At 69.5% G+C, this 21928-nt stretch carries 17 protein-coding genes; 13 read left to right on the top strand and 4 right to left on the bottom strand.

The genetic code is table 11. The features are described 5' to 3' along the window. Positions 1-11 precede the first annotated feature (11 nt). From ABDW59_RS07640 to ABDW59_RS07630, 3 genes are all read left to right on the top strand, one after another. Complete coding sequence (locus ABDW59_RS07640) at positions 12-860, top strand: lysophospholipase (protein ID WP_343629000.1); 849 nt, start codon at positions 12-14, stop codon at positions 858-860. A 104-nt stretch (positions 861-964) separates the two neighbouring features. Beyond that, a complete protein-coding gene (locus ABDW59_RS07635; protein WP_343628999.1) occupies positions 965-2440 on the top strand; it encodes a M20 family metallopeptidase in 1476 nt (491 codons plus the stop codon). An 87-nt stretch (positions 2441-2527) separates the two neighbouring features. Next, the gene (locus tag ABDW59_RS07630; protein ID WP_343628998.1) at positions 2528-3562 is read left to right on the top strand and encodes a LysR family transcriptional regulator; all 1035 of its coding nucleotides are present in this window, start codon (positions 2528-2530) and stop codon (positions 3560-3562) included. Here the strand turns inward: ABDW59_RS07630 and ABDW59_RS07625 are convergent. After that, on the bottom strand, positions 3549-4691 hold the full coding sequence (locus ABDW59_RS07625) for a phosphotransferase (protein ID WP_343628997.1): 1143 nt from the start codon (positions 4689-4691) through the stop codon (positions 3549-3551). The two genes, ABDW59_RS07630 and ABDW59_RS07625, sit on opposite strands and share 14 nt — an antisense overlap. Positions 4692-4870: 179 nt before the next feature. On the opposite strand from ABDW59_RS07625, the gene lptD reads away from it, so the two are divergent. The 3 genes from lptD to rsmA are packed head-to-tail and all read left to right on the top strand — an operon-like array spanning position 4871 to position 9441. Next, positions 4871-7243, top strand: a complete 2373-nt coding sequence (lptD, locus tag ABDW59_RS07620; RefSeq protein WP_343628996.1) for an LPS assembly protein LptD — start codon at positions 4871-4873, stop codon at positions 7241-7243. Between the two features lie 10 nt (positions 7244-7253). Next, entirely contained in the window at positions 7254-8651 is a 1398-nt protein-coding gene (locus ABDW59_RS07615; protein ID WP_343628995.1) for a peptidylprolyl isomerase, read from the top strand. A 22-nt stretch (positions 8652-8673) separates the two neighbouring features. Next, a complete protein-coding gene (gene rsmA, locus ABDW59_RS07610; protein ID WP_343628994.1) occupies positions 8674-9441 on the top strand; it encodes a 16S rRNA (adenine(1518)-N(6)/adenine(1519)-N(6))-dimethyltransferase RsmA in 768 nt (255 codons plus the stop codon). Between the two features lie 263 nt (positions 9442-9704). On the opposite strand, the gene ABDW59_RS07605 is transcribed toward rsmA, so the two are convergent. Then, the gene (locus tag ABDW59_RS07605; protein WP_343628993.1) at positions 9705-10100 is read right to left on the bottom strand and encodes a barstar family protein; all 396 of its coding nucleotides are present in this window, start codon (positions 10098-10100) and stop codon (positions 9705-9707) included. A 520-nt stretch (positions 10101-10620) separates the two neighbouring features. Continuing rightward, the gene (locus tag ABDW59_RS07600) at positions 10621-12978 is read right to left on the bottom strand and encodes an NADP-dependent malic enzyme (protein ID WP_343629121.1); all 2358 of its coding nucleotides are present in this window, start codon (positions 12976-12978) and stop codon (positions 10621-10623) included. Positions 12979-13314: 336 nt separating this feature from the next. Here ABDW59_RS07600 and ABDW59_RS07595 point away from each other — a divergent pair, with 336 nt between their 5' ends. The 7 genes from ABDW59_RS07595 to ABDW59_RS07565 all read left to right on the top strand — a co-directional run bounded on the left by ABDW59_RS07595 (position 13315) and on the right by ABDW59_RS07565 (position 19477). Then, a complete protein-coding gene (locus tag ABDW59_RS07595) occupies positions 13315-15396 on the top strand; it encodes an ATP-binding protein (RefSeq protein ID WP_343628992.1) in 2082 nt (693 codons plus the stop codon). Beyond that, positions 15393-16049, top strand: a complete 657-nt coding sequence (locus ABDW59_RS07590; protein WP_343628991.1) for a response regulator — start codon at positions 15393-15395, stop codon at positions 16047-16049. Before ABDW59_RS07595 ends, ABDW59_RS07590 begins: the two co-directional genes overlap by 4 nt. Then, entirely contained in the window at positions 16042-17028 is a 987-nt protein-coding gene (thiL, locus tag ABDW59_RS07585; protein ID WP_343628990.1) for a thiamine-phosphate kinase, read from the top strand. Before ABDW59_RS07590 ends, thiL begins: the two co-directional genes overlap by 8 nt. 5 nt (positions 17029-17033) lie before the next feature. Further along, on the top strand, positions 17034-17585 hold the full coding sequence (locus ABDW59_RS07580; RefSeq protein ID WP_343628989.1) for a phosphatidylglycerophosphatase A: 552 nt from the start codon (positions 17034-17036) through the stop codon (positions 17583-17585). Positions 17586-17604: 19 nt separating this feature from the next. Then, positions 17605-18105, top strand: a complete 501-nt coding sequence (locus ABDW59_RS07575) for a CinA family protein (protein ID WP_343628988.1) — start codon at positions 17605-17607, stop codon at positions 18103-18105. Positions 18106-18255: 150 nt separating this feature from the next. Continuing rightward, the gene (locus ABDW59_RS07570; RefSeq protein ID WP_343628987.1) at positions 18256-18981 is read left to right on the top strand and encodes a hypothetical protein; all 726 of its coding nucleotides are present in this window, start codon (positions 18256-18258) and stop codon (positions 18979-18981) included. A gap of 49 nt (positions 18982-19030) precedes the next feature. Continuing rightward, the gene (locus tag ABDW59_RS07565) at positions 19031-19477 is read left to right on the top strand and encodes a hypothetical protein (protein ID WP_343628986.1); all 447 of its coding nucleotides are present in this window, start codon (positions 19031-19033) and stop codon (positions 19475-19477) included. A 3-nt stretch (positions 19478-19480) separates the two neighbouring features. Here the strand turns inward: ABDW59_RS07565 and ABDW59_RS07560 are convergent, their stop codons facing one another. After that, on the bottom strand, positions 19481-21928 hold the full coding sequence (locus tag ABDW59_RS07560; RefSeq protein ID WP_343628984.1) for an EAL domain-containing protein: 2448 nt from the start codon (positions 21926-21928) through the stop codon (positions 19481-19483).

Genomic DNA, 21928 nt, shown 5'->3' with positions numbered 1-21928 from the left:
ACTTCGCCCCCATGAAGACTCTGTCCGGCCATGACGGCCTGCCCCTGCACTGGCGCGAGTGGGGCGCCGATCTGTCGCTCCCGACCCGCGGCACCGTGTTGATCGTCCACGGCCTGGGCGAGCACATCGGCCGCTATGAACACGTGGCCCAGCGCCTGAACGACTGGGGCTGGCATGCGGCCGGCTTCGACCAGCGCGGCCATGGCGCCTCCGGCGGCCCGCGCGGCGACATCCCCGCCCACGACAGCCTGCTGCGCGACCTCGCCGCCGCCATCGACGGCCTGCGGGCCGACGACCGCAAGGGCCGCGGCCCGCTGGTGCTGCTCGGCCACAGCATGGGGGGCGCGATCGCCGCCCGCTTCGTTGCCGGCGCGCTGGAGCAGGCCTCGTGGTCGCGCCCGGTCGATGGACTGGTGCTCAGCTCCCCGGCGTTGGATGCAGGCCTGTCGGCCTTCCAGCGCGGCTTGCTGGGCGCGACGCTGCCGCTGGTGCCGCATCTGGCGGTGGGCAACGGGCTGAACCCGTCCTGGGTCTCGCGCAGCCCCGAGGTCGTCCAGGCCTACAAGGACGACCCGCTGGTGCACAACCGCATCACGCCCACGCTGGCCAAGATGATCGCCAGCTTCGGCCCTGAAACCCTGCCCTTCGTCGAGCGCTGGGCCACGCCCACGCTGCTGATGTGGGCCGAGGCCGACCGCTGCGTCAACCCTGCCGGCAGCGCGGCTTTCGCGCGCAGGGCGGCCGGCAACGGCGCGGTGCAGGCCGTCGGCTTCCCCGGGCTCTTCCACGAGATCCTGAACGAGCCCGAGCGCGAACAGGTCTTCGCCCGGCTGCGCCCCTGGCTGGGCGCGCGCTCCTAGAATCGACCGATCCGCCCCCTTTCCAGCCCCTTTCCGTCCGCCGTGGCCGCTCCCGTGCCGCCGGACTCGACATCAGCGGCGCACCCGCCGCGCAGGAGACCCGCATGAACGCACGTGACCCGTCGTTGCCGCTGCACAAGGATGAGATCGATGCCCTCGGCACCTTCGCCGGCAAGGTCTGGGACGAGCAGATCGTCCCCGCACTGACCGACTACATCGCCATCCCCGCCAAGAGCCCCATGTTCGACGCGGACTGGGCGTCCAACGGCTACATCGAGCGCGTCATCCGCGACGCCGCCCAGTGGGTCGAGAGCAAGAAGATCCCCGGCCTGAAGCTGGAGGTCATCCGCCTGGAAGGCCGCACCCCGGTCATCTTCTTCGAGCTGCCCGCGACCAAGGCCGACAGCACCGACACCGTCGTCCTCTACGGCCATCTGGACAAGCAGCCCGAGTTCAACGGCTGGCGCGCCGACCTGGGCCCCTGGACGCCCAAGTACGAGGACGGCAAGCTCTACGGCCGCGGCGGCGCCGACGACGGCTACGCGATCTACGCCTCGATCACCGCGCTGATGGCGCTGGACCAGCAGGGCATCGCCCGCCCGCGCTGCGTCGGCCTGATCGAGACCTGCGAGGAATCCGGCAGCTACGACCTGCCCGCCTACATCGACCTGCTCAAGCCGCGCCTGGGCAACGTGTCGCTGGTGGTGTGCCTGGACTCCGGCGCCGGCGATTACGACCGGCTCTGGATGACCACCTCGCTGCGCGGCATGGTCTCGGGCGTGCTCAAGGTCGAGGTGCTGACCGAGGGCATCCACTCGGGCGACGCTTCCGGGGTGGTGCCGTCCTCGTTCCGCATCCTGCGCCAGGTGCTGGACCGGCTGGAGGACTCCAAGACCGGCCGCCTGCTGCCCGAGTCCTTCCATTGCGACATTCCCGGCGTGCGTCTGGAGCAGGCGCAGGCCACCGCCGCGATCCTGAAGGAAGAGGTCTACAAGCGCCTGCCCTGGGCCTGCGGCGGCGACGGCGGCCCGGTCCTGCCGGTGACCTCGGATCCGGTCGAGGTACTGCTGAACCGCACTTGGCGCCCGACGCTGTCGGTCACCGGCGTGGACGGCTTCCCCGAGCTGAAGAACGCCGGCAATGTGCTGCGCCCCTACACGGCCTTCAAGTTGTCCCTGCGCCTGCCGCCGCTGATCGACGGCAACGAGGCGGCGCTCAAGCTCAAGGCGCTGCTCGAGGACAACGCCCCGTACAACGCCAAGGTCAGCTTCGTGCCGGACGGCCGCGCCGGGGCCTTCGGCGCGACCGGCTGGAACACGCCCGAGCTGTCCCCGTGGCTGAGCGCCGCGCTGGAGCAGGCCAGTCAGGCCCACTTCGGCCAGCCGGTGGGCTATATCGGCCAGGGCGGCACGATTCCGCTGATGAGCATGCTGCAGAAGGGCTTCCCGGCGGCGCAGATGATGGTCTGCGGCGTGCTGGGTCCCAAGAGCAACGCCCACGGACCCAACGAGTTCCTGCACGTGCCCTACGGCAAGCGCCTGACCGCCGCGGTCGCGCAGGTCGTCGCCGCGCACCCCTGAAGCCGGTCCCCGGCGCATCGCGAAGTCATACAGAGGCGGCTTGGCTCGCGGGACCTGGTCCCGCGGCACCCGCCCGGAGGAGACGGGATGGATCAGGTCAAGGCGATGCGGGTCTTCACCCGCGTGATCGACGAGGGCAGCCTCGCCGGCGCCGCGCGGGCCCTGGATCTGGCGCCGGCCGTGGTGACGCGGCTGGTGGCGGATCTGGAGGAACATCTCGGCGCCCGATTGATCAACCGCACGACGCGCCGGCTCTCGCTGACCGATGTGGGCGAGTCCTATCTGGAGCGCTGCCGCCGCATCCTCAGCGACATCGAGGAAGCCGAGGCCCTGGCCTCCGCGGCGACCAACGAGCCGCGCGGCAGCCTGCGTGTGCTGATTCCCCCGGCCATCGCCATCCACCAGCTGGCGCGCCACATGGTGCGCTTCCATGCGATGTATCCGCTGGTCAGCGTGGAGCTGGTCGCGCCCGGCCCGGTGGACACGCTGGACGAGAGCTTCGACATCACCGTCATCTCCACGCGCAGCCCGCTGCAGGGCGACTTCATCGCCCGCAAGCTGGCGCGCACCGAGGTCATCATGTGCGCGGCGCCCGAGTACCTGGCGCGGCGCGGCCGCCCGCAGCATCCGTCGGAGCTCAAGCAGCACGACCTGATGCTGCCGCCCATCCACGAGCTGTCGCGGGGCGTGACCTTCGAGCGCTGCGGCGCCGACGGGCTCACGGCGGAGAGCTTCTTCGCCATCCCGTCCCGGCCGGTGATGACCACCACCTCGACCGACACGAAATACGCTTGCGCCCTGCACGGGCTGGGCATCGCGGGGCTCCCGTCCTTCGTCGTCGGCGACGCGCTGATGGAAGGGGCGCTGGAACGCGTGCTGTCGCAGTGGCGCATCTACAGCTACTCGCTCTGGGCGGCGATGCCGACGCGCAAGTTCGTCCCGGCGCGCACCCGCGCCTTCATGGATTTCCTGCTGGAGATCTTCGGCGGCAAGGACGAGGACCCCTGGCTGGCCGCTGCCGGCTGCCCGAGCTATCGCGCGGCGCAGGACCTGCTGGCCGCGCAAGTCGCCAAGGACGCGAAAGACGCCAGCGTGCCGTATGCGCCGCTTACCTCAACGTGAAGCCGGTTTGGAGGAACTGGGGCTGCAGATCCTCGATCAGGCGCAGCAGCGGCGACAGCTCGACGTAGCGCGTCGCCGTCTTCACCACGTAGGCGTAGAAGCGCGGCAGGTCCTCGGCGTACTGGGGCTTGCCGTCCCGGTGCTTGAGCCGGCAGAAGATGCCCAGGATCTTGAGCTGCCGCTGCAGCACCGTCCATTCCAGCCGACGCCAGAACAGGCCGAAGTCCAGCGCCATCTCGTGCGGGTCCTCGCCGCTGGGGTCGGCCGGATCCATGCCGAACAGGCCCGCCTTGCGCGCGCCCTCCCAGTAGCGCACCGCCCAGTCCAGCTCTTCCGCTTCGTCCCAGGAAATGAAGGCGTCCCGCAGCAGCGAGGCGATGTCGTAGGTGATGGGGCCCATCACCGCATCCTGGAAGTCGATGACGCCCGGATTCCCGCCGGCCACACCTTGCGGGACGACCAGCAGATTGCGCGGCATGTAGTCGCGATGCATGGGCACCCGCGGCTGCGCGGCGATGTTGGCCGCCAGCAGCGTCACCGTGCGGTCCCAGTAGCCGCGCTGCTTCTCGTCCCACTGCTTGCCGTGGTGGGCCTGGACGCACCAGTCCACGAAGATCTGCAGCTCCCGGCGCACGAAGGCCTCGTCGAAGGGCGGGAGCGCGCCCTCGGCACGCGCCGCCGGGCAGGTCTGCCAGCGCAGCAGCGATTCGGTGGCGTCGCGCATCAGCGTATTGGCCGCGGCCAGGTCGCCGTCGCGCTGCGCGCGCAGCAGGGTGTCCAGATAGGACTGCTCGCCCAGGTCCTCCATCAGCGCGAATCCCGACGCGGCGTCGTGCGCCAGCAGTGCCGGCACATGCAGACCGCAGCCGGCCATCAGCGCGCCGACCTTGACGAAGGGCGTCAGCTGGTTCGGCTGGGCCGGATCGTCCATCACGATCAGGCTGCGGCCGTCCGCGCAGGCGATGCGCAGGTAGCGCCGGAAGCCGGCGTCGCTGCTGGCGGCGCTCAGCGTTTCGGGGCGCAGACCGTGGGGCGCCACCAGCGGGGCCAGCCAGTGGTCGAAGCGGGCGGCGCGATCGATATCGGGCCAGAGCGCCGGAGCGGCATGCGGAGCGGGAGCGGTCGTCATCGGGCGCGGGGCGGAGAAGCACAAGGGCCGCTGCTGGAGCGGCCCCGGGGAATGGTGGACGAGGCGGAGTCGACGGTCCTGCCGGCGTGCGAGCCTCGTGGATAATGATTCTACAAACCCCGGGCAGCGCGGCGCGATCCACGCGCGGCCGCCTGACTTCTGACGACGCTGCCCGCCTGATGCGCCACCCGGTTCCCCGCCCCCGTCCGCTGACCCTGACCGCCGCGCTCGCGGTCGCGCTGCCCGCTTTCGCGGCGCAGGCGCAGGAGACTTCCGGCGAGCCGCTGGTGCTCAAGCCTGCCAAGCAGCTGCACCAGGCCCGCCGCGAGGGCACCCGCCCGGCCATGGCGCTCAGCGCCGACCGCATCACCAGCATCCTTGACCAGACGTCCACCGCCGAGGGGGACGTGCAGCTGCGCTACGGCAACATGCTGCTGAAGTCCAAGACGCTGAACTACGACTACCCGCGCGACCTCGCCACCGCCGAGGGCGATGTCGAGCTCCACCAGAACGGCGCCGTGCTGCGCGGTCCCAAGCTGGAGCTCTTCGTCGACCGCTTCGAGGGCCAGCTCGAGAGCCCCACGTATTTCTTCGCGACCACCGGCGGTAGCGGCAGTGCCAAGGCGCTGCACTTCCTCGGCGACCAGCGCATGCGGGCCGACGACGCCACGTACTCGACCTGCCCGGTGTCGGAAGCAGGCGAGCGCAAGCGCGATTGGGAACTGGTCACCAGCAGCCTTAAGCTGGACTTCGACACCGGCGAGGGCGTCGCCACGAACGCGGTGGTGCGCTTCCTGGGCGTGCCCATCCTGGCTGCCCCCTCGCTGAGCTTCCCGCTGGGCGATCAGCCCAAGTCCGGCTTCCTTCCGCCCAACGTCAACGTCGACAACCGCAGCGGCTTCGAGTACGGCCAACCGTTCTACTGGAGCATCGCGCCCAACCGCGACGCGACCATCAGCCCCTTCATCATGACCCGCCGCGGCGCGGGCGTGGACAGCGAGTTCCGCTATCTGGAGCCCGGCCACCGCGGCACGGTCAGCTACGCGCTGCTGCCGCACGACCGGGTGACGGGGCGCTCGCGCTGGGATCTGCGGCTGAAGAACAGCGGCGACATCACGCCCGACTGGCGCTACGACGTCAACACCGAGCGCGTGTCCGACAACGACTACTGGAAGGACATGCGCAACCGCATGGACAGCCAGACGCCGCGCCTGCTGTCGACGGACCTGCGCACCCAGCGCGACTTCAATTTCAACTGGGGCGACCTGCAGACCTACGCCCGCGTCCAGCACTGGCAGCCGCTGCAGGTGCAGGAGACGCAGGACCAGTTCCTGGCCCCGTACCAGCGCTCCCCGCAGATCGGCATGCGGCTGCAGACCGGCGCGGACGAGTCGGTCCTGGCCGGCTATCTCCCGACCGGCCGCCGCGCGCGGCTGGAGGGCGGCGTCGAGGTCGAGTACAACCGCTTCGACCTGCCCGGCGGCAAGCTGGGCACGCAGACGCAAACCGGCGAACGCGTCCACCTGCTGGGCCACGTCAGCCTGCCCATGAGCGGCGCGGCCTGGTGGCTGATTCCCAAGCTCTCGCTGAACTCGGCCAGCTACAAGGTCGACGAGCCGCTGGACGCGTCGGGCCGGCGCTCGATCTCGCGCTCCATCCCGACTTTCAGCATCGACCACGGCTGGATCCTGGAGCGCAACACCACGCTCTTCGGGCAGGCCATGCGCCAGACGCTGGAGCCGCGCGTGCTCTACGTCAACACGCCCTTCCGCGACCAGAGCGCGATGCCCAATTTCGATTCGGCGCCGCGCGACTACAACTTCGATTCGGTCTTCGCGGAGAACCAGTTCTCCGGCGTGGACCGCGTCAGCGACGCGCACATGATCGCCTTCGGCGCGACCACGCGCTGGATCGAGGACGAGCGCGGCGAGGAACAGCTGCGCCTGGGCATGGTCCAGCGCTACCTGCTGCGCAACCAGCGCATCACGCCGGACGGCACCCCGCAGACGCACCGGCTCTCGGACGTGGTGCTGCTGGCCTCGGCGCACTTGAACCAGGCCTGGTGGACCGACAGCACGCTGCAGCTGAACTCGTCCGACGGCACCGTCGAGCGGACCGTGCTGCGCCTGCGTTACTCGCCCGGCCCGTTCCGGACGGTGAGCGCTTCGTATCGCCTCGCGCGCGGGCAGAGCGAGCAGGTCGAGCTGGCCTGGCAATGGCCGCTGTTCGGCCCGGACCGCAAGGCCATCAGCGGCGGCGCGGGCTGCGCCGGCGCCTGGTACGGCGCGGGCCGGCTGCAGTACAGCATGCGCGACAAGCGCTTCACCGATTCGGTCATCGGCGCCGAGTACGACTCCGGCTGCTGGATCCTGCGCATCGGCGCGGAACGCCAGGCCACCGGTCGCGCCGAGACCAACACCCGTCTGATCCTCCAGCTGGAGCTGGTCGGCCTGTCCCCGCTCGGATCCAACGCCCTGAAAGTGTTGAGAGACAATATTCCGGGTTACCGTTCGCTGAGCTCCGAGCGCTCGGCTTTTGGCACATATGACTGAATTGCGTTCGATGCGACATCTCAAGCCGGTGGCGGCCACCCTGATCCTCTTGTCCGCGGCCCTGGCCGGCACGGTGTCCCGAGCGCAGACGGCAGCCGCCGCCGCGGCGGCCGCTGCGGCCAAGCCGGCGGCGTCCGCGCCCGCGCAGCCCGCGCGTCCGGCCGTCGAGCAGCGCCAGCTCAAGCCCGGCGACTACATCGCCGCGGTGGTCAACTCCGACATCGTGGCCGCCTCGGAAGTCATCCAGCGCACCGAGCGCATGCGTGACGAGGCCCGCCGCCGCGGCGAGAACGTCACCAACGAGCTGCTGCACAAGCAGGCGCTGGACAGCCTGATCGACGAGCGCGCCATCGTCACCTGGGCGCGTGAGAACGGCCCGCGCGTGGACGAGCCCGAGCTCGATCGCGTGGTGGCCAACGTCGCGACGCAGAACAAGCTGACGATGGACGAACTGCGCAAGCGCTTGGCCGCCGACGGCATCGACTTCAAGCGCTTCCGCGAGAACCTGCGCGACCAGATGCTGAGCGAGCGGGTGCGCGAGCGCGAAGTGCAGAACCGCATCCGCATCACCGACGGCGACATCGACAAGTACCTGGACGACCGCAAGGCGGCGCTGCAGGGCCGCGAGCAGCTCAACATCGCCCAGATCCTGGTGCCGGTGGCCGAAGGCGCCGGTCCGGTGCTGGAAGCCGAACGCCGCGCCCGCGCCGAGGCCGCCCTGGCCCGCGTCAAGGCGGGCGAGGACTTCGCCAAGGTCGCCAAGGAGTTCTCCGAGGACGCCAACAAGGACCGCGGCGGCGAGATCGGCCTGCGCTCGGCCGACAAGCTGCCGGACGTCTTCGTCGAGGCGGTCAAGGGCCTGAAGAAGGGGGAGCTGCGTCCCGAGCTGCTGCGCAGCGCGGCCGGCTTCCACATCATGAAGCTGCTGGACCGCGAGACCGGCACGGCCTCGATCAACGTGGTCGTGCAGACCCACGCCCGCCACATCCTGCTGCGCCCCTCCGAGCAGCTGAGCCCCGAGCAGGCCGCCCGCCGCCTGAGCGAGTTCAAGCGCCAGATCGAAGCCGGCCGCGCCAGCTTCGAGCAACTGGCCCGTCTGAACTCCGAGGATGGCAGCGCCCAAGAGGGTGGCGATCTGGGCTGGGTGTCGCCGGGCGGCTTCGTGCCGGAGTTCGAGGAGGCGATGGACGCGCTCCCGCTCAAGGGCATCTCGAATCCGGTCCCGTCGCGTTTCGGCATCCATCTGATCCAGGTGCTGGAGCGCCGCGATGTGGTGCTGGACACCAAGCAGCTGCGCGAGCAGGCGCGCAGCGCCCTGCGCGAGCGCAAGTACGACGAGGCCTACAACGAGTGGATGAAGGAACTGCGCGCGCGCGCCTTCATCGAGACCCGCGAGTGGCTGGACTGATCACGCGGACCGGGCAGTACACATGGGACACGTCGCGCGCAAGCGCTTTGGCCAGCATTTCCTGACCGACAAGGTCATCATCGACGGGATCATCGACGCGATCGCGCCCGGTGAAGACCAGTCCATGGTGGAGATCGGGCCCGGTCTGGGCGCGATGACGCTGCCGCTGCTGCAGCGGCTTCCGGCGTCCAGCCAGCCGCTGACGGTGATCGAGCTGGATCGCGACCTGGCGGCCCGCATGCGCAAGCGCGGCGACGTCACGGTGGTCGAATCCGACGTGCTGAAGGTCGACTTCGCGGCGCTGGCCGCAGAGCGCGGCCGCAAGCTCAAGGTCGTGGGCAATCTGCCCTACAACATCTCGTCTCCGATCCTTTTCCACCTGCTGGGCTTCGTCGACCATGTCGTCGACCAGACCTTCATGCTGCAGAAGGAAGTCGTCGACCGCATGGCGGCCGGCCCCGGCGGCAAGGAGTACGGTCGCCTCAGCGTGATGCTGCAATGGCGCTACGACGTGGAGGCGCTGTTCGACGTGCCGCCCGAGGCTTTCGATCCACCCCCTCGGGTGGACTCGGCCATCGTGCGCATGGTCCCGCGTCGCGATCCGCCCCAGCTCGACGAAGCGCTGTTCAGCGAAATGGTTCAGTCGGCCTTCTCGCAGCGCCGCAAGCTGCTGCGGCATTCGCTGGGGCGCTGGCTGGAGGCTCGCGGCTTCCAGGGCCAGTTCGACCTGCAGCGTCGCGCCGAGGAAGTGCCGGTCGAGGAATTCGTGGCGCTGGCTCAGGCGCTCTGAGCTTCTTGCGACAGCAAACGCCCAGCAAAAAGGCCTTCCGTTTCCGGAAGGCCTTTTCTCTTCTCAACGAGAGAACCGGTCGCGATCCTCAGGAGATCCTCAGGCGGCGCTGAGCCACATTGAGGTGTCGAACGCGCTGCACATCATCGGCATGTTCATGCCGAAGTTGGGGTTCGGATTCGCTTTGGTGCTCTTGATCACCGGCTTCGCTTCGGGGGTCACTTCAGTCGCCCGCTCCCAGGACGCTTGGTCCTGAGAGCGGGCTACTGAAAAGAATAGAAGCACCTGAATGAGATCTTCCGCTCGCCCCAGAAATCGGCGGCCTCGCGGAAGACGTCGAGCAGCTGCTCGCGCGCCTCGCGGTCGAAGCGGGCATGGTCGGGGATCTGGTCCAGCACGACGACGAAGCCCGGCTGCGCGCCCGACTTGTGGACCAAGTCGGTCATGCAGTCAAACAGCGCGTCCATGCTTTTCCCGAAATGCGCCGGGAACAGGAAGCTGCTGGCGAGCAATTCCAACACGTCCTGTTTCGTCTCCGCCGATGACAGGTTGGCGTACAGGAAATGCTGGCCGGCATCCTGAGCGGCCTGCATCAAGTCCTCTACCCGGTAGGCTCTGATCGCCTGCACGATGTTGGGACGGACTGTCTGCAAAAGCATGGTCGCGTTCCTCCTTGATGGTCACAGATACGGTGGCGCCGCCGGTTCACGGGTCCGACCGCGCAAGCGAATCAGATCGTGGTCGTCGGTGTCGATTCAAGCCTCGGGATTCAGAGCTCGTCGAGCGGACGACCTGCGGTCGGGGCGGCTCGGAACGGGTGTCGCGGGGGGCTGGATCCTCACCGTGTGAGGACGGAGCGGCCCGTGAAAGCACGGGTTAACCCTGAATCCTGAAGCCAAGATGGTACAGAAACGGCCCCGAATGCTCAAGCCGGGGTCTGCCACAATGCTCAAAAATGCGGCATTGTTAGCATGTGCACACATTCACTGTGAGCCTATTAAACTGGAGCGATCATCAGGCGGAAATCCACTGGTGAGCCACTACAAACTTTTTCTATAGGCGTAAGCGGGGGTCGGGCATTGGGCGCCCGAATCGGCGAGTGTACGCGCAGAAACGCCCTCGTCCGGGCGGGAGCGAGGGCGTTTGGCGAGGCCCGCGATCAGGCCGATCGGCCCGGGATCAGCGCGCGGCGTTGGCGTCCGCGACCGTCAACGCGGTCATGTTGACGATGCGTCGCACCGTGGCCGAGGCCGTCAGCACGTGCACCGGCTTGGCCGCGCCCAGCAGGACCGGACCGATGGCGATGCCGCCGCCGGCCGCCGTCTTCAGCAGGTTGTAGCTGATGTTGGCCGCGTCGATGTTGGGCATCACCAGCAGGTTGGCTTCGCCGGACAGGGTGCTGTTGGGCATCAGCTGAGCGCGCAGGTTGGGATCCAGCGCGGTGTCGCCGTGCATCTCGCCGTCGACTTCCAGCCAGGGGGCCGTGTCGCGGATCAGCGCCAGCGCGTCGCGCATCTTGACCGCGGACGGGCAGTTGCTCGATCCGAAGTTGCTGTGCGACAGCAGCGCTGCCTTGGGGCGCAGGCCGAAGCGCATCATTTCCTCGGCGGCCATGATGGTGATCTCGGCCAGTTGCTCGGCGTTGGGGTCGTAGTTGACGTGGGTGTCGACCAGCATGACCTGGCGACCCGGCAGGATCAGCCCGTTCATGCAGGCGAAGTTCTTGACGCCGGGGCGCTTGCCGATGACCTGGTCGATGTACTGCAGGTGCATCGCGGTGTTGCCCCAGGTGCCGCAGAGCATCCCGTCCACTTCGCCCTTGTGCAGCAGCATGGAGCTGATGAGCGTCAGGCGGCGGCGCATCTCGATCTTGGCCAGCTGCTGGGTCACGCCCTTGCGCTCGGTCATGGCCAGATAGGTCTGCCAGTAGTCGCGGTAGCGCTGGTCGAACTCGGTGTTCACGACGTCGTAGTCGCGACCTTCCTGCAGGCGCAGGCCGAAGCGCTCGCAGCGCTGGGCGATGACTTGCGGGCGGCCGATCAGGGTGGGGCGGGCGACGCCCTCGTCGACCACGATCTGCACCGCGCGCAGCACGCGCTCTTCCTCGCCCTCGGCATAGGCGACGCGCTTGTGCAGCGCGCGCTTGGCGATCTGGAAGATGGGCTTCATCGTCGTGCCGGAGGCGTAGACGAAGCTCTGCAGCTTCTCCAGATAGGCCGGCATGTCCTGGATCGGACGCAGCGCCACGCCCGAGGCCTCCGCCGCCAGCGCCACCGCCGGCGCGATCTTCATCATCAGGCGCGGGTCGAAGGGCTTGGGGATCAGGTACTCGGGTCCGAAGCTCAGGTTGGCGCCGGCGTAGGCGGCGGCGACCACTTCGCTCTGCTCGGCCTGCGCCAGCTCGGCGATGGCGTGCACCGCGGCGATCTCCATCTCGTCATTGATGGTCGTGGCGCCGCAGTCCAGCGCGCCGCGGAAGATGTAAGGGAAGCACAGGACGTTGTTGACCTGGTTCGGGTAGTCCGTCCGGCCGGTGGCCATCAGCGCGTCGTCGCGGATGGCGTGCACGTCCTCGGGCTGGATTTCCGGATTCGGATTGGCCAGGGCGAAGATGATGGGATGGGCGGCCATGGTCGCGACCATGTCCTGCTTGAGCACCCCGCCCGCCGACAGGCCCAGGAAGATGTCCGCGCCGTTGATCACCTCGCGCAGGCTGCGCAGCTCGGTGGGCTGCGCGTACGCGGCCTTGTCCGGATCCATCAGCTCGGTGCGGCCCTCGTAGACCACGCCGGCCAGGTCGGTCACCCAGATGTTGGACTTGGGCAGCCCCAGCTTGACCAGCAGGTTCAGGCAGGCCAGCGCTGCGGCGCCCGCGCCCGAGGTCACCAGCTTGACCGAGCGGATGTCCTTGCCCGCGACCTTCAGGCCGTTGAGCAGGCCGGCGGCCACGACGATGGCGGTGCCGTGCTGGTCGTCGTGGAAGACCGGGATCTTCATGCGCTTGCGCAGCTCGCGCTCGACGTAGAAGCAGTCCGGCGCCTTGATGTCCTCGAGGTTGATGCCGCCGAAGGTCGGCTCCAGCGCGGCGATCACGTCCACCAGCTTGTCCAGATCCTTCTTCTCGTCGATCTCCAGGTCGAAGACGTCGATGCCGGCGAATTTCTTGAACAGGACGCCCTTGCCCTCCATGACCGGCTTGGAGGCCAGCGGGCCGATGTCGCCCAGGCCCAGCACGGCGGTGCCGTTGGAGATCACGGCGACCAGATTGCCGCGCGAGGTGTAGCGGAAGGCGTTGGCCGGATCGGCCACGATCTCTTCGCAGGCGGCGGCGACGCCGGGGGAGTAGGCCAGCGCCAGATCACGCTGGTTGATCAGCTGCTTGGTCGCGGCGATCGCGATCTTGCCCGGGGTCGGAAACTCGTGATATTCGAGAGCGGCCTGGCGCAGTTGCGCGCGTTTTTCTTCGGACGTGGTCATAGAGGCTCTGTCTGGTTGGCCGCGACCTCTCGAGGGGGTCCCGGGCTGTCTCTCAACGATGGCGATGCGCTGGCGGCGAGGGCTTCAACACGGGGATGAAGGGCTCGCGGCACGGCGGAAGCCGGGTCGGGCATTGTAGGAGTCCGACCGTCGCCGGACGTTGCGGACTATGCGTATGCCGCATGCGAGCCAGCCTCCTCGGGATGACCTCGGGCACGCCGGATCCCCTTGCGCACGCGCCTTCACGCGAGCGCGGCGCGGGCCACCCGCGCGGCCGGGGGATACGCGAAACTGCGCATCGTCCCGGCGGGGCGCCGCGCCATACTGCCTGCCCCGTTCCGGTCGTTCCCGGCCGATCCTGGCCGCTTCCCGCGCCGCTCCTGCTCCCGCTCTTCCATGAATGCCGTTCCCGCTCCGTTCCCGCCCGCGCGGCCGCGCCGTTGGCGCCGCGCGCTGCTGTGGGGCGCGCTGGTGGGCCTGCTGCTGGTGGCGCAGTCGCTGCTGCTGACGCTGACGGTGAGTCACGAGGCCGCCCGCGCGCAGGAGGCCTCCGACCTGGCCGCCGCCGAGGTCACCGCCCGCGGCAAGCAGCTGGTGAGCCGCGACCTGCAGGCGCTGCAAGGCCTGCTCTGGGCCCAGGACGACGAGTGGCGCACCAATGCCGCCGCGTTGATGCGCCAGACCCGCGTGCTGCTGCGCATCGAGCTGCGCGACCGCACCCGCGAGGTGGTCCGCGCCGTCGACACGCCCTACGCGCCGCCCCTGTTCTCGACGCTGTCGCGCAATCAGCTGCAGCTGGAGACCGAGCTCGCCTGCATCGCCGCGTTGCGCCAGGGCACACCGCTGTTCTCGCGCTCGTACTTCGTGCCGGGCTCGGGCGGCGACGGGTTGGAGGTCACCGACCTGTGCCTGCCCCGCGTGCGGGCGGGCGAGCCCGCCTCCTACGTCGTCGCCACCGTGGGCCTGCGGCCGCTGCTGGAGGAATCCATCTCGCAGGACCAGGCGCGCCGCTTCGAGATGTCCTTCGTCGAGGGCGACGGCACCCGGCTGGCGCGCACCGGCCTGACGCGTGGCAGCGGTTTCTATCTGTCCGAGCGCCTGCTGGACCTGCCCGGCCTGAGCCTGCAGCTGCGGGTGGACAACGCCACCGGCCGGCCGCAGCTGATTCCGAATCTGGCGACGGCGCTGGTGATCGGCCTGTCGCTGGCGCTGTTCGCGCTGGTCATCGTGCTGGCGCGCGACGGCCGCAAGCGCGCCGAGGCCGAGCATGCGCTGGCCGAATCCCTGGCCTTCCGCCAGGCGATGGAGAACTCGCTGATCACCGGGCTGCGCGCACGCGATCTGGACGGCAACATCAGCTACGTGAACCCGGCCTTCTGCGCGATGGTGGGGTACTCGGCGCAGGAGCTGGTGGGCAGCGGCCGGCCGCCGAATCCGCCGCTGTACTGGCCGCCCGAGTTCACCGACGAGTACTGGCGCCGCCACCGTGACCGCGAAGCGCGCTGGGAGGCCGGGCTGCCGCCGCGCGAGGGCTTCGAGACCGTCTTCGCGCGCGCCAGCGGCGAGCGCTTCCCCGTCATGATCTACGAGGCGCCGCTGCTCAATGCCGAGGGCCAGCAGACCGGCTGGATGAGCGCGGTGCTGGACCTGAGCGCGCAGCGCAAGGTCGAGGAGCTGTCGCGCCAGCAGCAGGACCGGCTGCAGGCCACGGCGCGTCTGGCGACGGTGGGCGAGATGGCCTCGCTGCTCAGCCACGAGCTGAACCAGCCGCTGGCGGCGATCGCCAGCTACGCGACGGCGTCGATCAACCTGATGGTGCGCGAGGCCGACGATCCGCAGACGCCCGCGATGGTGCGCCAGGCCGTGACCCGCATCGCCGAGCAGGCCGAGCGCGCCGGCCGCGTCATCAAGAGCGTGCACGACTTCGTCCGCCGCCGCGAGGCCGCGCGCGAGTGGACCGCCGTTGACCAGCTGATCGAGGCGGTGCTGCCCCTGGTGCGGCTGCAGGCGCGCAAGAGCGGCGCCCGCATCGAACTCGACATCCCGCGCGGCCTGCCGCGCGTGCGCTGCGATCGGACCATGGTGGAGCAGGTGCTGCTCAACCTGACCCGCAATGCGATCCAGGCGATGGACGGTCCCACGCCGCTGGCCGACCGCGCGCTGATCCTGCGCGTTCGCCGGCTGCAGCCCAAGTGGCTGAGCTTCGCCGTCATCGACCACGGACCCGGCATTCCGGCCGAGGTCGCGCGCCAGCTCTTCACGCCCTTCTTCACCACCCGCACCGAGGGCATGGGCCTGGGCCTGAGCCTGTGCCGCACGGTGGTGGAGCAGCACGGCGGCGCGATGGACTTCGAGAGCCGCGTCGCGCCTCAGTCGCCCACGGGCACCGAGTTCCGTTTCAGCCTGCCGTGCGAGGATGGCGCCGGCGCGCCCCGTTCGTCGGGCAGCAACACGCTTTCTGGAGAATCGTCCGCATGAAGCCGCAGTCCCTGCCCATGGTGTATCTGGTCGACGACGAGGAGGTGGTGCGGGACGCGCTGGCCTGGTTGCTGCGCTCGCGCCGCCTGCTGTCGGAGGGCTTCGGCAGCGCCGAGGCCTTCGAGTCCATGCTGGACACGCTGCCGCGCGGGGGCGTGGACTGGCCGTCCGCGCCGAGCTGCCTGCTGCTGGACGTGCGCATGCCCGGCATGAGCGGCCTGGCGCTGTTCGAGCGCATCATCGAGCGCGGCCTGCAGCAGACGCTGCCGGTGATCTTCCTGACCGGCCACGGCGACGTGCCCACGGCGGTGGCGGCGGTCAAGCGCGGTGCCTACGACTTCGTGGAGAAACCGTTCTCGGACAACGCGCTGGTGGACCGCGTCGAGCAGGCGCTGGCGGTGAGCTCCGCCGCGATCGAGGCGCGCGACAGCCACAAGGCGCTGGACCAGCGCGTGGGCGACCTGACCGAGCGCGAGCGTGAAGTGATGCAACTGGTGGTGCAGGGCCTGCCCAACAAGCTGATCGCGGACCAGCTCAACATCAGCGTGCGCACCGTCGAGGTCCATCGCGCGAGGGTCTTCGAGAAGATGAACGTGAAGTCCGCCGTCGAACTCTCCAACCTGCTGCGCGGCGACAATGCCGCCCATGGGTGAATTCGATCTGATCGCGCGCTATTTCGCGCGCGTCATTCCTGAGCTGGGCCACGCCGGCGCCGGCGCGAGGACCGTGGCCGTCGGCATCGGCGACGACTGCGCCGTGCTGACGCCGACGCCCGGCCACCAGTGGCTGGTCTCGGCCGACATGCTGGTCGAGGGCCGCCATTTCCTGTCCACCGTGTCGCCGCGCCGACTCGGCCACAAGGCCCTGGCGGTGAACCTGAGCGACCTGGCCGCCTGCGGCGCCTCGCCGCGCGCCTTCTTCCTGTCGCTGGCGCTGCCGCGCGTGGACGAGGCCTTCCTGGCCGGCTTCTCGCAAGGGATGTTCGAGCTCGCCGACGCGCACGGCATCGTGCTGGCCGGCGGCGACACGACCGCCGGGCCGCTCAACATCAACATCACCGTGATGGGCGAGACGCCCACGGGTCAGGCCTTGCTGCGCTCGGGCGCGCGGCCCGGCCACGAGGTCTGGGTCAGCGGCACGCTGGGCGACGCGCGGCTGGCGTTGGAGGTCTTCCGCGGCACGCTGTCGCTGCCCGGTGCTCAGTTCGACGAGGCACGCCTGCGCATGGAGATGCCCGAGCCGCGCGTCGCGCTCGGGCGCGCGCTGCGCGGCATCGCGAGCGCCGCCATCGACGTGTCGGACGGCCTGATCGGCGACATCGGCCATGTCCTCCAGCGCTCCGGCGTGGGCGCGACGCTGCGGCTGGCGGACCTGCCGCGATCGGCGATCCTCGGCGCGCAGCCTGAAGATGTGCAGCAGCTGTGTCTGCTCACCGGCGGCGACGATTACGAGCTGGTCTTCACCGCGCGCGCCGAGGACCGCGAGCGCGTCATCGCCGCCGGCCGCGAGTCCGGCACGCCGGTCTACCGCGTCGGCCGGATCGACGCCGAGCCGGGCCTGCGCGTCGTCGACGGCGCGGGCCGGCCGCTGGCGCTGACGGCGCTGAGCGCCTTCGATCACTTCAAGACCTGACTCTGATGAGCGACGACATTTCGCTGCCGCCGGTCCGCGCCACGCTGGGCTTCATGCTGCGCCATCCCGCGCACTGGATCGGCATCGGCTTCGGCTCCGGACTGGCGCCGCGCGCGCCGGGCACCGTGGGCACGCTGTGGGGCTGGGCCTCCTTCGCGGTGCTGAACCTGTGGCTCTCTCCGCTGCAATGGGGCTGGCTGATCGCGGCCAGTCTGGTCGTGGGCTGGTGGGCCTGCACGGTGACCGCGCGCCACATGCGGACCTGCGACCCCGGCGCCGTCGTCTGGGACGAGATCGTCGCCATCTGGCTGATCCTGTGGCTGGTGATGCCGGCGGGCTTCTGGTGGCAGCTGGCGGCCTTCGGCGTGTTCCGCTACTTCGACGCCGCCAAGCCCGGCCCGGTGCGCTGGGCTGACGGTCTCTTCAAGATCGAGCCCGGCAAGCCGGTGACGGTCTGGCAAGGCTTCGGCATCCTGTTCGACGATCTGGTCGCGGCCGGATGTACGCTCGTGGTGCTGGCCGTCGCCAAGGCCGCGTTGCCGCTGCTGGGCGGCTGATCATTCCTCAGGAGGCCCCATGCTGTTCCCCGACGAGTCTGAATTGATCGAACGCATCGCCCTCGCGCTGATCCAGCGCAAGGAACGCATGGGCACCGCCGAGTCCTGCACCGGCGGCCTGATCGCCGCGGCCTGCACCTCGCTGGCCGGATCGAGCCAGTGGTTCGAGCGCGGCGTGGTCAGCTACAGCAACGAGGCCAAGACCGAGCTGCTGGGCGTGCCCGCCGCGATGATCGCGCTCAACGGCGCCGTCAGCGGCGAGGTCGCGGAGCACATGGCCCGCGGCCTGATCGCGCATGCGCCGGTGGACTGGGCGTTGGCGGTGACCGGCGTGGCGGGCCCCGGCGGCGGCAGCGCGTCCAAGCCGGTCGGCACCGTGTGGCTGGCGCTGCTGCACGGCCGTCAGCCGGTGCGGGTGTGGAAGGAGCTCTTCCCGGGCGACCGGCATTCGGTGCGCGCGCAGACCGTGCGCGCCGGGCTCGAGGCGCTGTGCGACGCGCTCGAGGATCGCGAGGTCTGAGGCTGCCCGGCCGCTGAGCCGCCGAGCCCTCGGGCGGGATACAGCCGGTCACGCAATTGGCCAAGAGTCATTTGCGCGCGACTCCCTGATCGAGCAGGATGAGCCCTTCGCCGGCGGGCCGTCCCGTCGCGCCATCGATGGAGGGATCCCATGGCTCACGCCGTTCTTCCGGGGCCGCTCGGCACGGACACGCGCCAGACGCTGTCCGATGAAGGCACCTCGCTGCTCAGCCCCACGCCGCGGCCCGGCCCGGTGGGCCTGGACACGCCCTCGGGCGAGAACTGGACGCTGGAGGCGCCCGGCGTGGCCCAAGCCCAGCGCCCCTTCACGCCGGCCAAGCCGGCGGTGCCCGCCGTCACGCCCGAAGGCGAGGACCGCCCGCTCACCGCCGGCGAGATCGCGATGGCGCGGCTGATCTTCAAGGATTCGCTGGATTACTCGGACGTGCGCGTGCACAACGACGAGTACCTGCCCTTCGGCCTGCAGCCCGACAACACGGCCATGACGCCCAACGGCGAGCTGTACTTCAATCCGGACTACTTCAAGGAGGACTTCTCCAAGGAGGACAACCGGAACAAGCACTGGTTCATGCACGAGATGGTGCACGTCTGGCAGCACCAGCTGGGCTACTGGGTGCGGCTGCGCGGCGCCATCCGCATCGGGCTGGGCTACGACTACGAACTCAAGTCGGGCAAGACCCTGGGCGACTACAACATGGAGGCGCAGGGGGACCTGCTCTCGGACTACTTCGCGCTCAAGTTCCTGAACGATCCGCAGGCGATGATCCAGAGCCAGTACGCCAACCAGCTCGCCCTGTTTGAAGAGGTGTTGAATGCTTTCCTTCAGAACCCCGCGGACAAGAAGAATCTCCCTTGATGCCGCGCTCGCGCTGGCCTTTTGTGCCGCGCTGAACAGCGCTTGCGCCATGTCGCGCATGGGTGAGGCCGAGGTCGTCGAGAAGGACGGGCAACCGTGCTTCGCGCTCACCGCGAAGGAGGCCTCGCGCGGCCCGCATGTTCGTGTGCATGCGGTGGCCGTGTCCGACGAGTCGTCCAAGCCGGTGACGGACGTGTGGCGCGCCAGTCTCGATCCGGCGCGTACGCCGCTGTCGGCGTCGGCCTGCATCGCCTACGGCCAGGCCGACGGCGACGCCATCAAGCCGGCGTCGCTGAAGACGGGCCGCGTCTACCAGGTCTACTTGAACGGACGCTCGTCCGATCCGGGCGATTCGACCCAGGGCTACATCGCCAAGTTCTGTCTGATGCCGGGCCCGGGTGCCGGCGCGATCGAGGGCGGTGAAGCGAAGGAGGCTCGCAAGCTCGTGCCGGTCAAGCCCGGCATGCCGGCCTGGCGCAGCGGCGTCTGCCAGTGAGCCTCACAGGTTCGCGAGGATGGTGCTCGCGCGGGCGTCGCCCAGGTCCGGCGGCTGCCAGTTCTTGAGCCAGTCGGGGAACTGGTCGCCGGGCATGGGCCGCGCCAGCAGATAGCCCTGACCCTGATCGCAGCCCAGCGTCTGCAGCAGCGTCCAGGCCTTGGGCGTTTCCAGCCCCTCGGCGACCACGCTCAGCCCCAGGTTGTGGGCCAGCTCGATGGTGGAGCGCACGATCTTCGCGTCGTCGATGTCGCGCTCCATGTTCATCACGAAGCTGCGGTCGATCTTGAGCTCGTCCACCGACAGCTGCTTCAGATAGGCCAGCGAGGAGTAGCCCGTCCCGAAGTCGTCGATGGACAGCTTGAAGCCCAGCGCGTGCAGTTGTTCCAGCGTCTGCAGCGCACGCTGCGGATCGTCCATGATCGCGGACTCGGTGATCTCCAGGCACAGCGCCGACGGCGGCACCCCGGCCGCCAGATCCGCGACCTTGATCGCCAGATCCTGGTCCATCAGATCGCGGGTGGACAGGTTGACGCTGATGGGCACGGCCAGCCCCTCGCGCTCCAGGCCGATCCAGGCCTGCGCGGCCGCATGCAGCATCCAGGCGGTGATCTGGCGGATGAAGCCGGTCTGCTCGGCGAAGGGGATGAACTCCATCGGCGGCACCATGCCGCGCGTCGGATGCTGCCAGCGCACCAACGCCTCGGCGCCGGCGATGCGCTGGCTGTGCAGGTCCACCTTGGGTTGCAGGAACAGCCGCAGCTCGCCGGCATCGATCGCGTGGCGCAGCTCGCTCAGCAGCGACAGCGATTCCTGGCTGGCCGCATCCATGCTGGGCGCGTAGACCTCGCAGCCGCTCTGGCCGCGCTTGGCCGCGTGCATCGCGAGCTCGGCGCGCGCGAGCAGCATGGCCGAGTCACGCCCATGCTGCGGGTACAGCGACACGCCCATCCCGGCCGACAGGTCCACCGTCTGGTCGTCGATGCTGAGCGCGCGCTCGAAGTCGCGCTGGATGCGCTTGCAGACGGCCTCGGCGCGGGTCGCGCCGGCGTCCTCAATCAGCAGCAGGAACTCGTCGCCGCCCAGCCGCGCGATCAGACTCACCTCGTCCTTGAGCAGGTGTCGCAGCCGGTCCGCCACCGCGCGCAGCAGCCGGTCGCCGAAGCCGCGGCCCAGCACGTCGTTGACGTGCTTGAAGCGGTCCAGATTCAACATCAGCAGCGCGAAGCGCTGGTCGTTGTCGGCGATGCGCCGCGCCAGCGCCTGGCTGAACTGTTCGCGGTTGGGCAGGTCGGTCAGCGGGTCCCAGAAGGCGAGGCGGTGGACTTCCTCCTCGCGCGCGCGGATGCCCTGGCGCATGGCCTCGAAGGCCTCGGCCAGATCGCCGATCTCGTCGCGCGAGGGCCGCGTCACCGGCCGCGCGTAATCGCCCGCGCCCAGCCGGCGCGCCTCGCCTGCCAGGGCTTTGACCGGTTCGCTGATGCGCCGCGCCGTCAGCACGGCGCCGATCGCGAACACCGCCACGCCGGCCAGGCTCAGGCCCAGCAGCATCCATTGCAGCTGGCGATAGGGCGCGAGCGCGTCGTCCACCGAGCGCAGCAGCAGCACCGCCATCAGGCGCTTGTCGTCGCCGCCGTGGGCCAGCGGCTGCAGCCGGGCCTGGAACTGCTCGCCGTCGATGTGCATCTGGAAAGTCTGCGCCGCCGCTTGATCGACGCGATCACCGCCGCCCGCGCCGGGTTGCGCGATCGTGGGCAGCTCGCGCAGGACGAGCTCGGTGTTGGCGGTGTCCAGCACGCTGGCCAGCACGGTCCAGGCGCCGTGCTCGGGCCGGCTCAGCAGCACGCCCTCGATGTTGGCGATGCGGCGCAGCTCCCGCAGCTGGTCCTGGCGCATCTCGAAGCCCATGAACACCCAGCCGCCCAGACCCGCGGCGCGCATGCGCGCCACCACCACCTGATAGGCCTTGTCGCCCAGCAGCACGATCTGGCTCTGCGTGCGCCCCTGCTGCTGCCGGCTCACCCCGCGCAGCATCGGCGCGACCTGGCCGGCGATGGGGTCGGTGGCGGTGACCAACTGGAAGGCGTCGTTGGCGTAGCCGATGAAGGAGGCCTCGCCGCGCTCGCTCAGGTTCCTGAAGACGTCCTGCAGCGTCGAGCGCAGCTCGTCGCCCTGGATGCCCGCGCCCACCAGTTGGCGCAGGCCGTAATCGGACTGCAGCAGGTCGGCGATCAGGCCGCGCTGCTCGGCGTCCTGCTCGACCAGCTGGGTGAAGATGCGCTCGCCCGCGGCGAGTTCCTCGGCCACCGAGGCCCGCGCGTTGCGGCCGATGCCCTGGCTGATCAGCGCCAGGTTGAGCAGCTGCACCACCAGCAGCAGCGCCAGGAACAGCGCGACGATGCGCCCCTCCAGCCGCCGCAGGTTGAGGAAGTCGGGCCAGCGCATCGGCAT

This window comes from Roseateles sp., from assembly GCF_039595295.1.
Taxonomy (GTDB): domain Bacteria; phylum Pseudomonadota; class Gammaproteobacteria; order Burkholderiales; family Burkholderiaceae_C; genus Roseateles.
This window is presented reverse-complemented; position numbering and strand designations above follow the sequence as displayed.

Excerpts from the sequence above, each read along its gene's own strand:
- ABDW59_RS07640 (WP_343629000.1), top strand. The coding sequence starts at position 12 with ATGAAGACTCTGTCCGGCCATGACGGCCTGCCCCTGCACTGGCGCGAG.
- ABDW59_RS07635 (WP_343628999.1), top strand. The coding sequence starts at position 965 with ATGAACGCACGTGACCCGTCGTTGCCGCTGCACAAGGATGAGATCGAT.
- ABDW59_RS07630 (WP_343628998.1), top strand. The coding sequence starts at position 2,528 with ATGGATCAGGTCAAGGCGATGCGGGTCTTCACCCGCGTGATCGACGAG.
- ABDW59_RS07625 (WP_343628997.1), bottom strand. The coding sequence starts at position 4,691 with ATGACGACCGCTCCCGCTCCGCATGCCGCTCCGGCGCTCTGGCCCGAT.
- lptD (WP_343628996.1), top strand. The coding sequence starts at position 4,871 with ATGCGCCACCCGGTTCCCCGCCCCCGTCCGCTGACCCTGACCGCCGCG.
- ABDW59_RS07615 (WP_343628995.1), top strand. The coding sequence starts at position 7,254 with ATGCGACATCTCAAGCCGGTGGCGGCCACCCTGATCCTCTTGTCCGCG.
- rsmA (WP_343628994.1), top strand. The coding sequence starts at position 8,674 with ATGGGACACGTCGCGCGCAAGCGCTTTGGCCAGCATTTCCTGACCGAC.
- ABDW59_RS07605 (WP_343628993.1), bottom strand. The coding sequence starts at position 10,100 with ATGCTTTTGCAGACAGTCCGTCCCAACATCGTGCAGGCGATCAGAGCC.
- ABDW59_RS07595 (WP_343628992.1), top strand. The coding sequence starts at position 13,315 with ATGAATGCCGTTCCCGCTCCGTTCCCGCCCGCGCGGCCGCGCCGTTGG.
- ABDW59_RS07590 (WP_343628991.1), top strand. The coding sequence starts at position 15,393 with ATGAAGCCGCAGTCCCTGCCCATGGTGTATCTGGTCGACGACGAGGAG.
- thiL (WP_343628990.1), top strand. The coding sequence starts at position 16,042 with ATGGGTGAATTCGATCTGATCGCGCGCTATTTCGCGCGCGTCATTCCT.
- ABDW59_RS07580 (WP_343628989.1), top strand. The coding sequence starts at position 17,034 with ATGAGCGACGACATTTCGCTGCCGCCGGTCCGCGCCACGCTGGGCTTC.
- ABDW59_RS07575 (WP_343628988.1), top strand. The coding sequence starts at position 17,605 with ATGCTGTTCCCCGACGAGTCTGAATTGATCGAACGCATCGCCCTCGCG.
- ABDW59_RS07570 (WP_343628987.1), top strand. The coding sequence starts at position 18,256 with ATGGCTCACGCCGTTCTTCCGGGGCCGCTCGGCACGGACACGCGCCAG.
- ABDW59_RS07565 (WP_343628986.1), top strand. The coding sequence starts at position 19,031 with ATGTCGCGCATGGGTGAGGCCGAGGTCGTCGAGAAGGACGGGCAACCG.
- ABDW59_RS07560 (WP_343628984.1), bottom strand. The coding sequence starts at position 21,928 with ATGCCGATGCGCTGGCCCGACTTCCTCAACCTGCGGCGGCTGGAGGGG.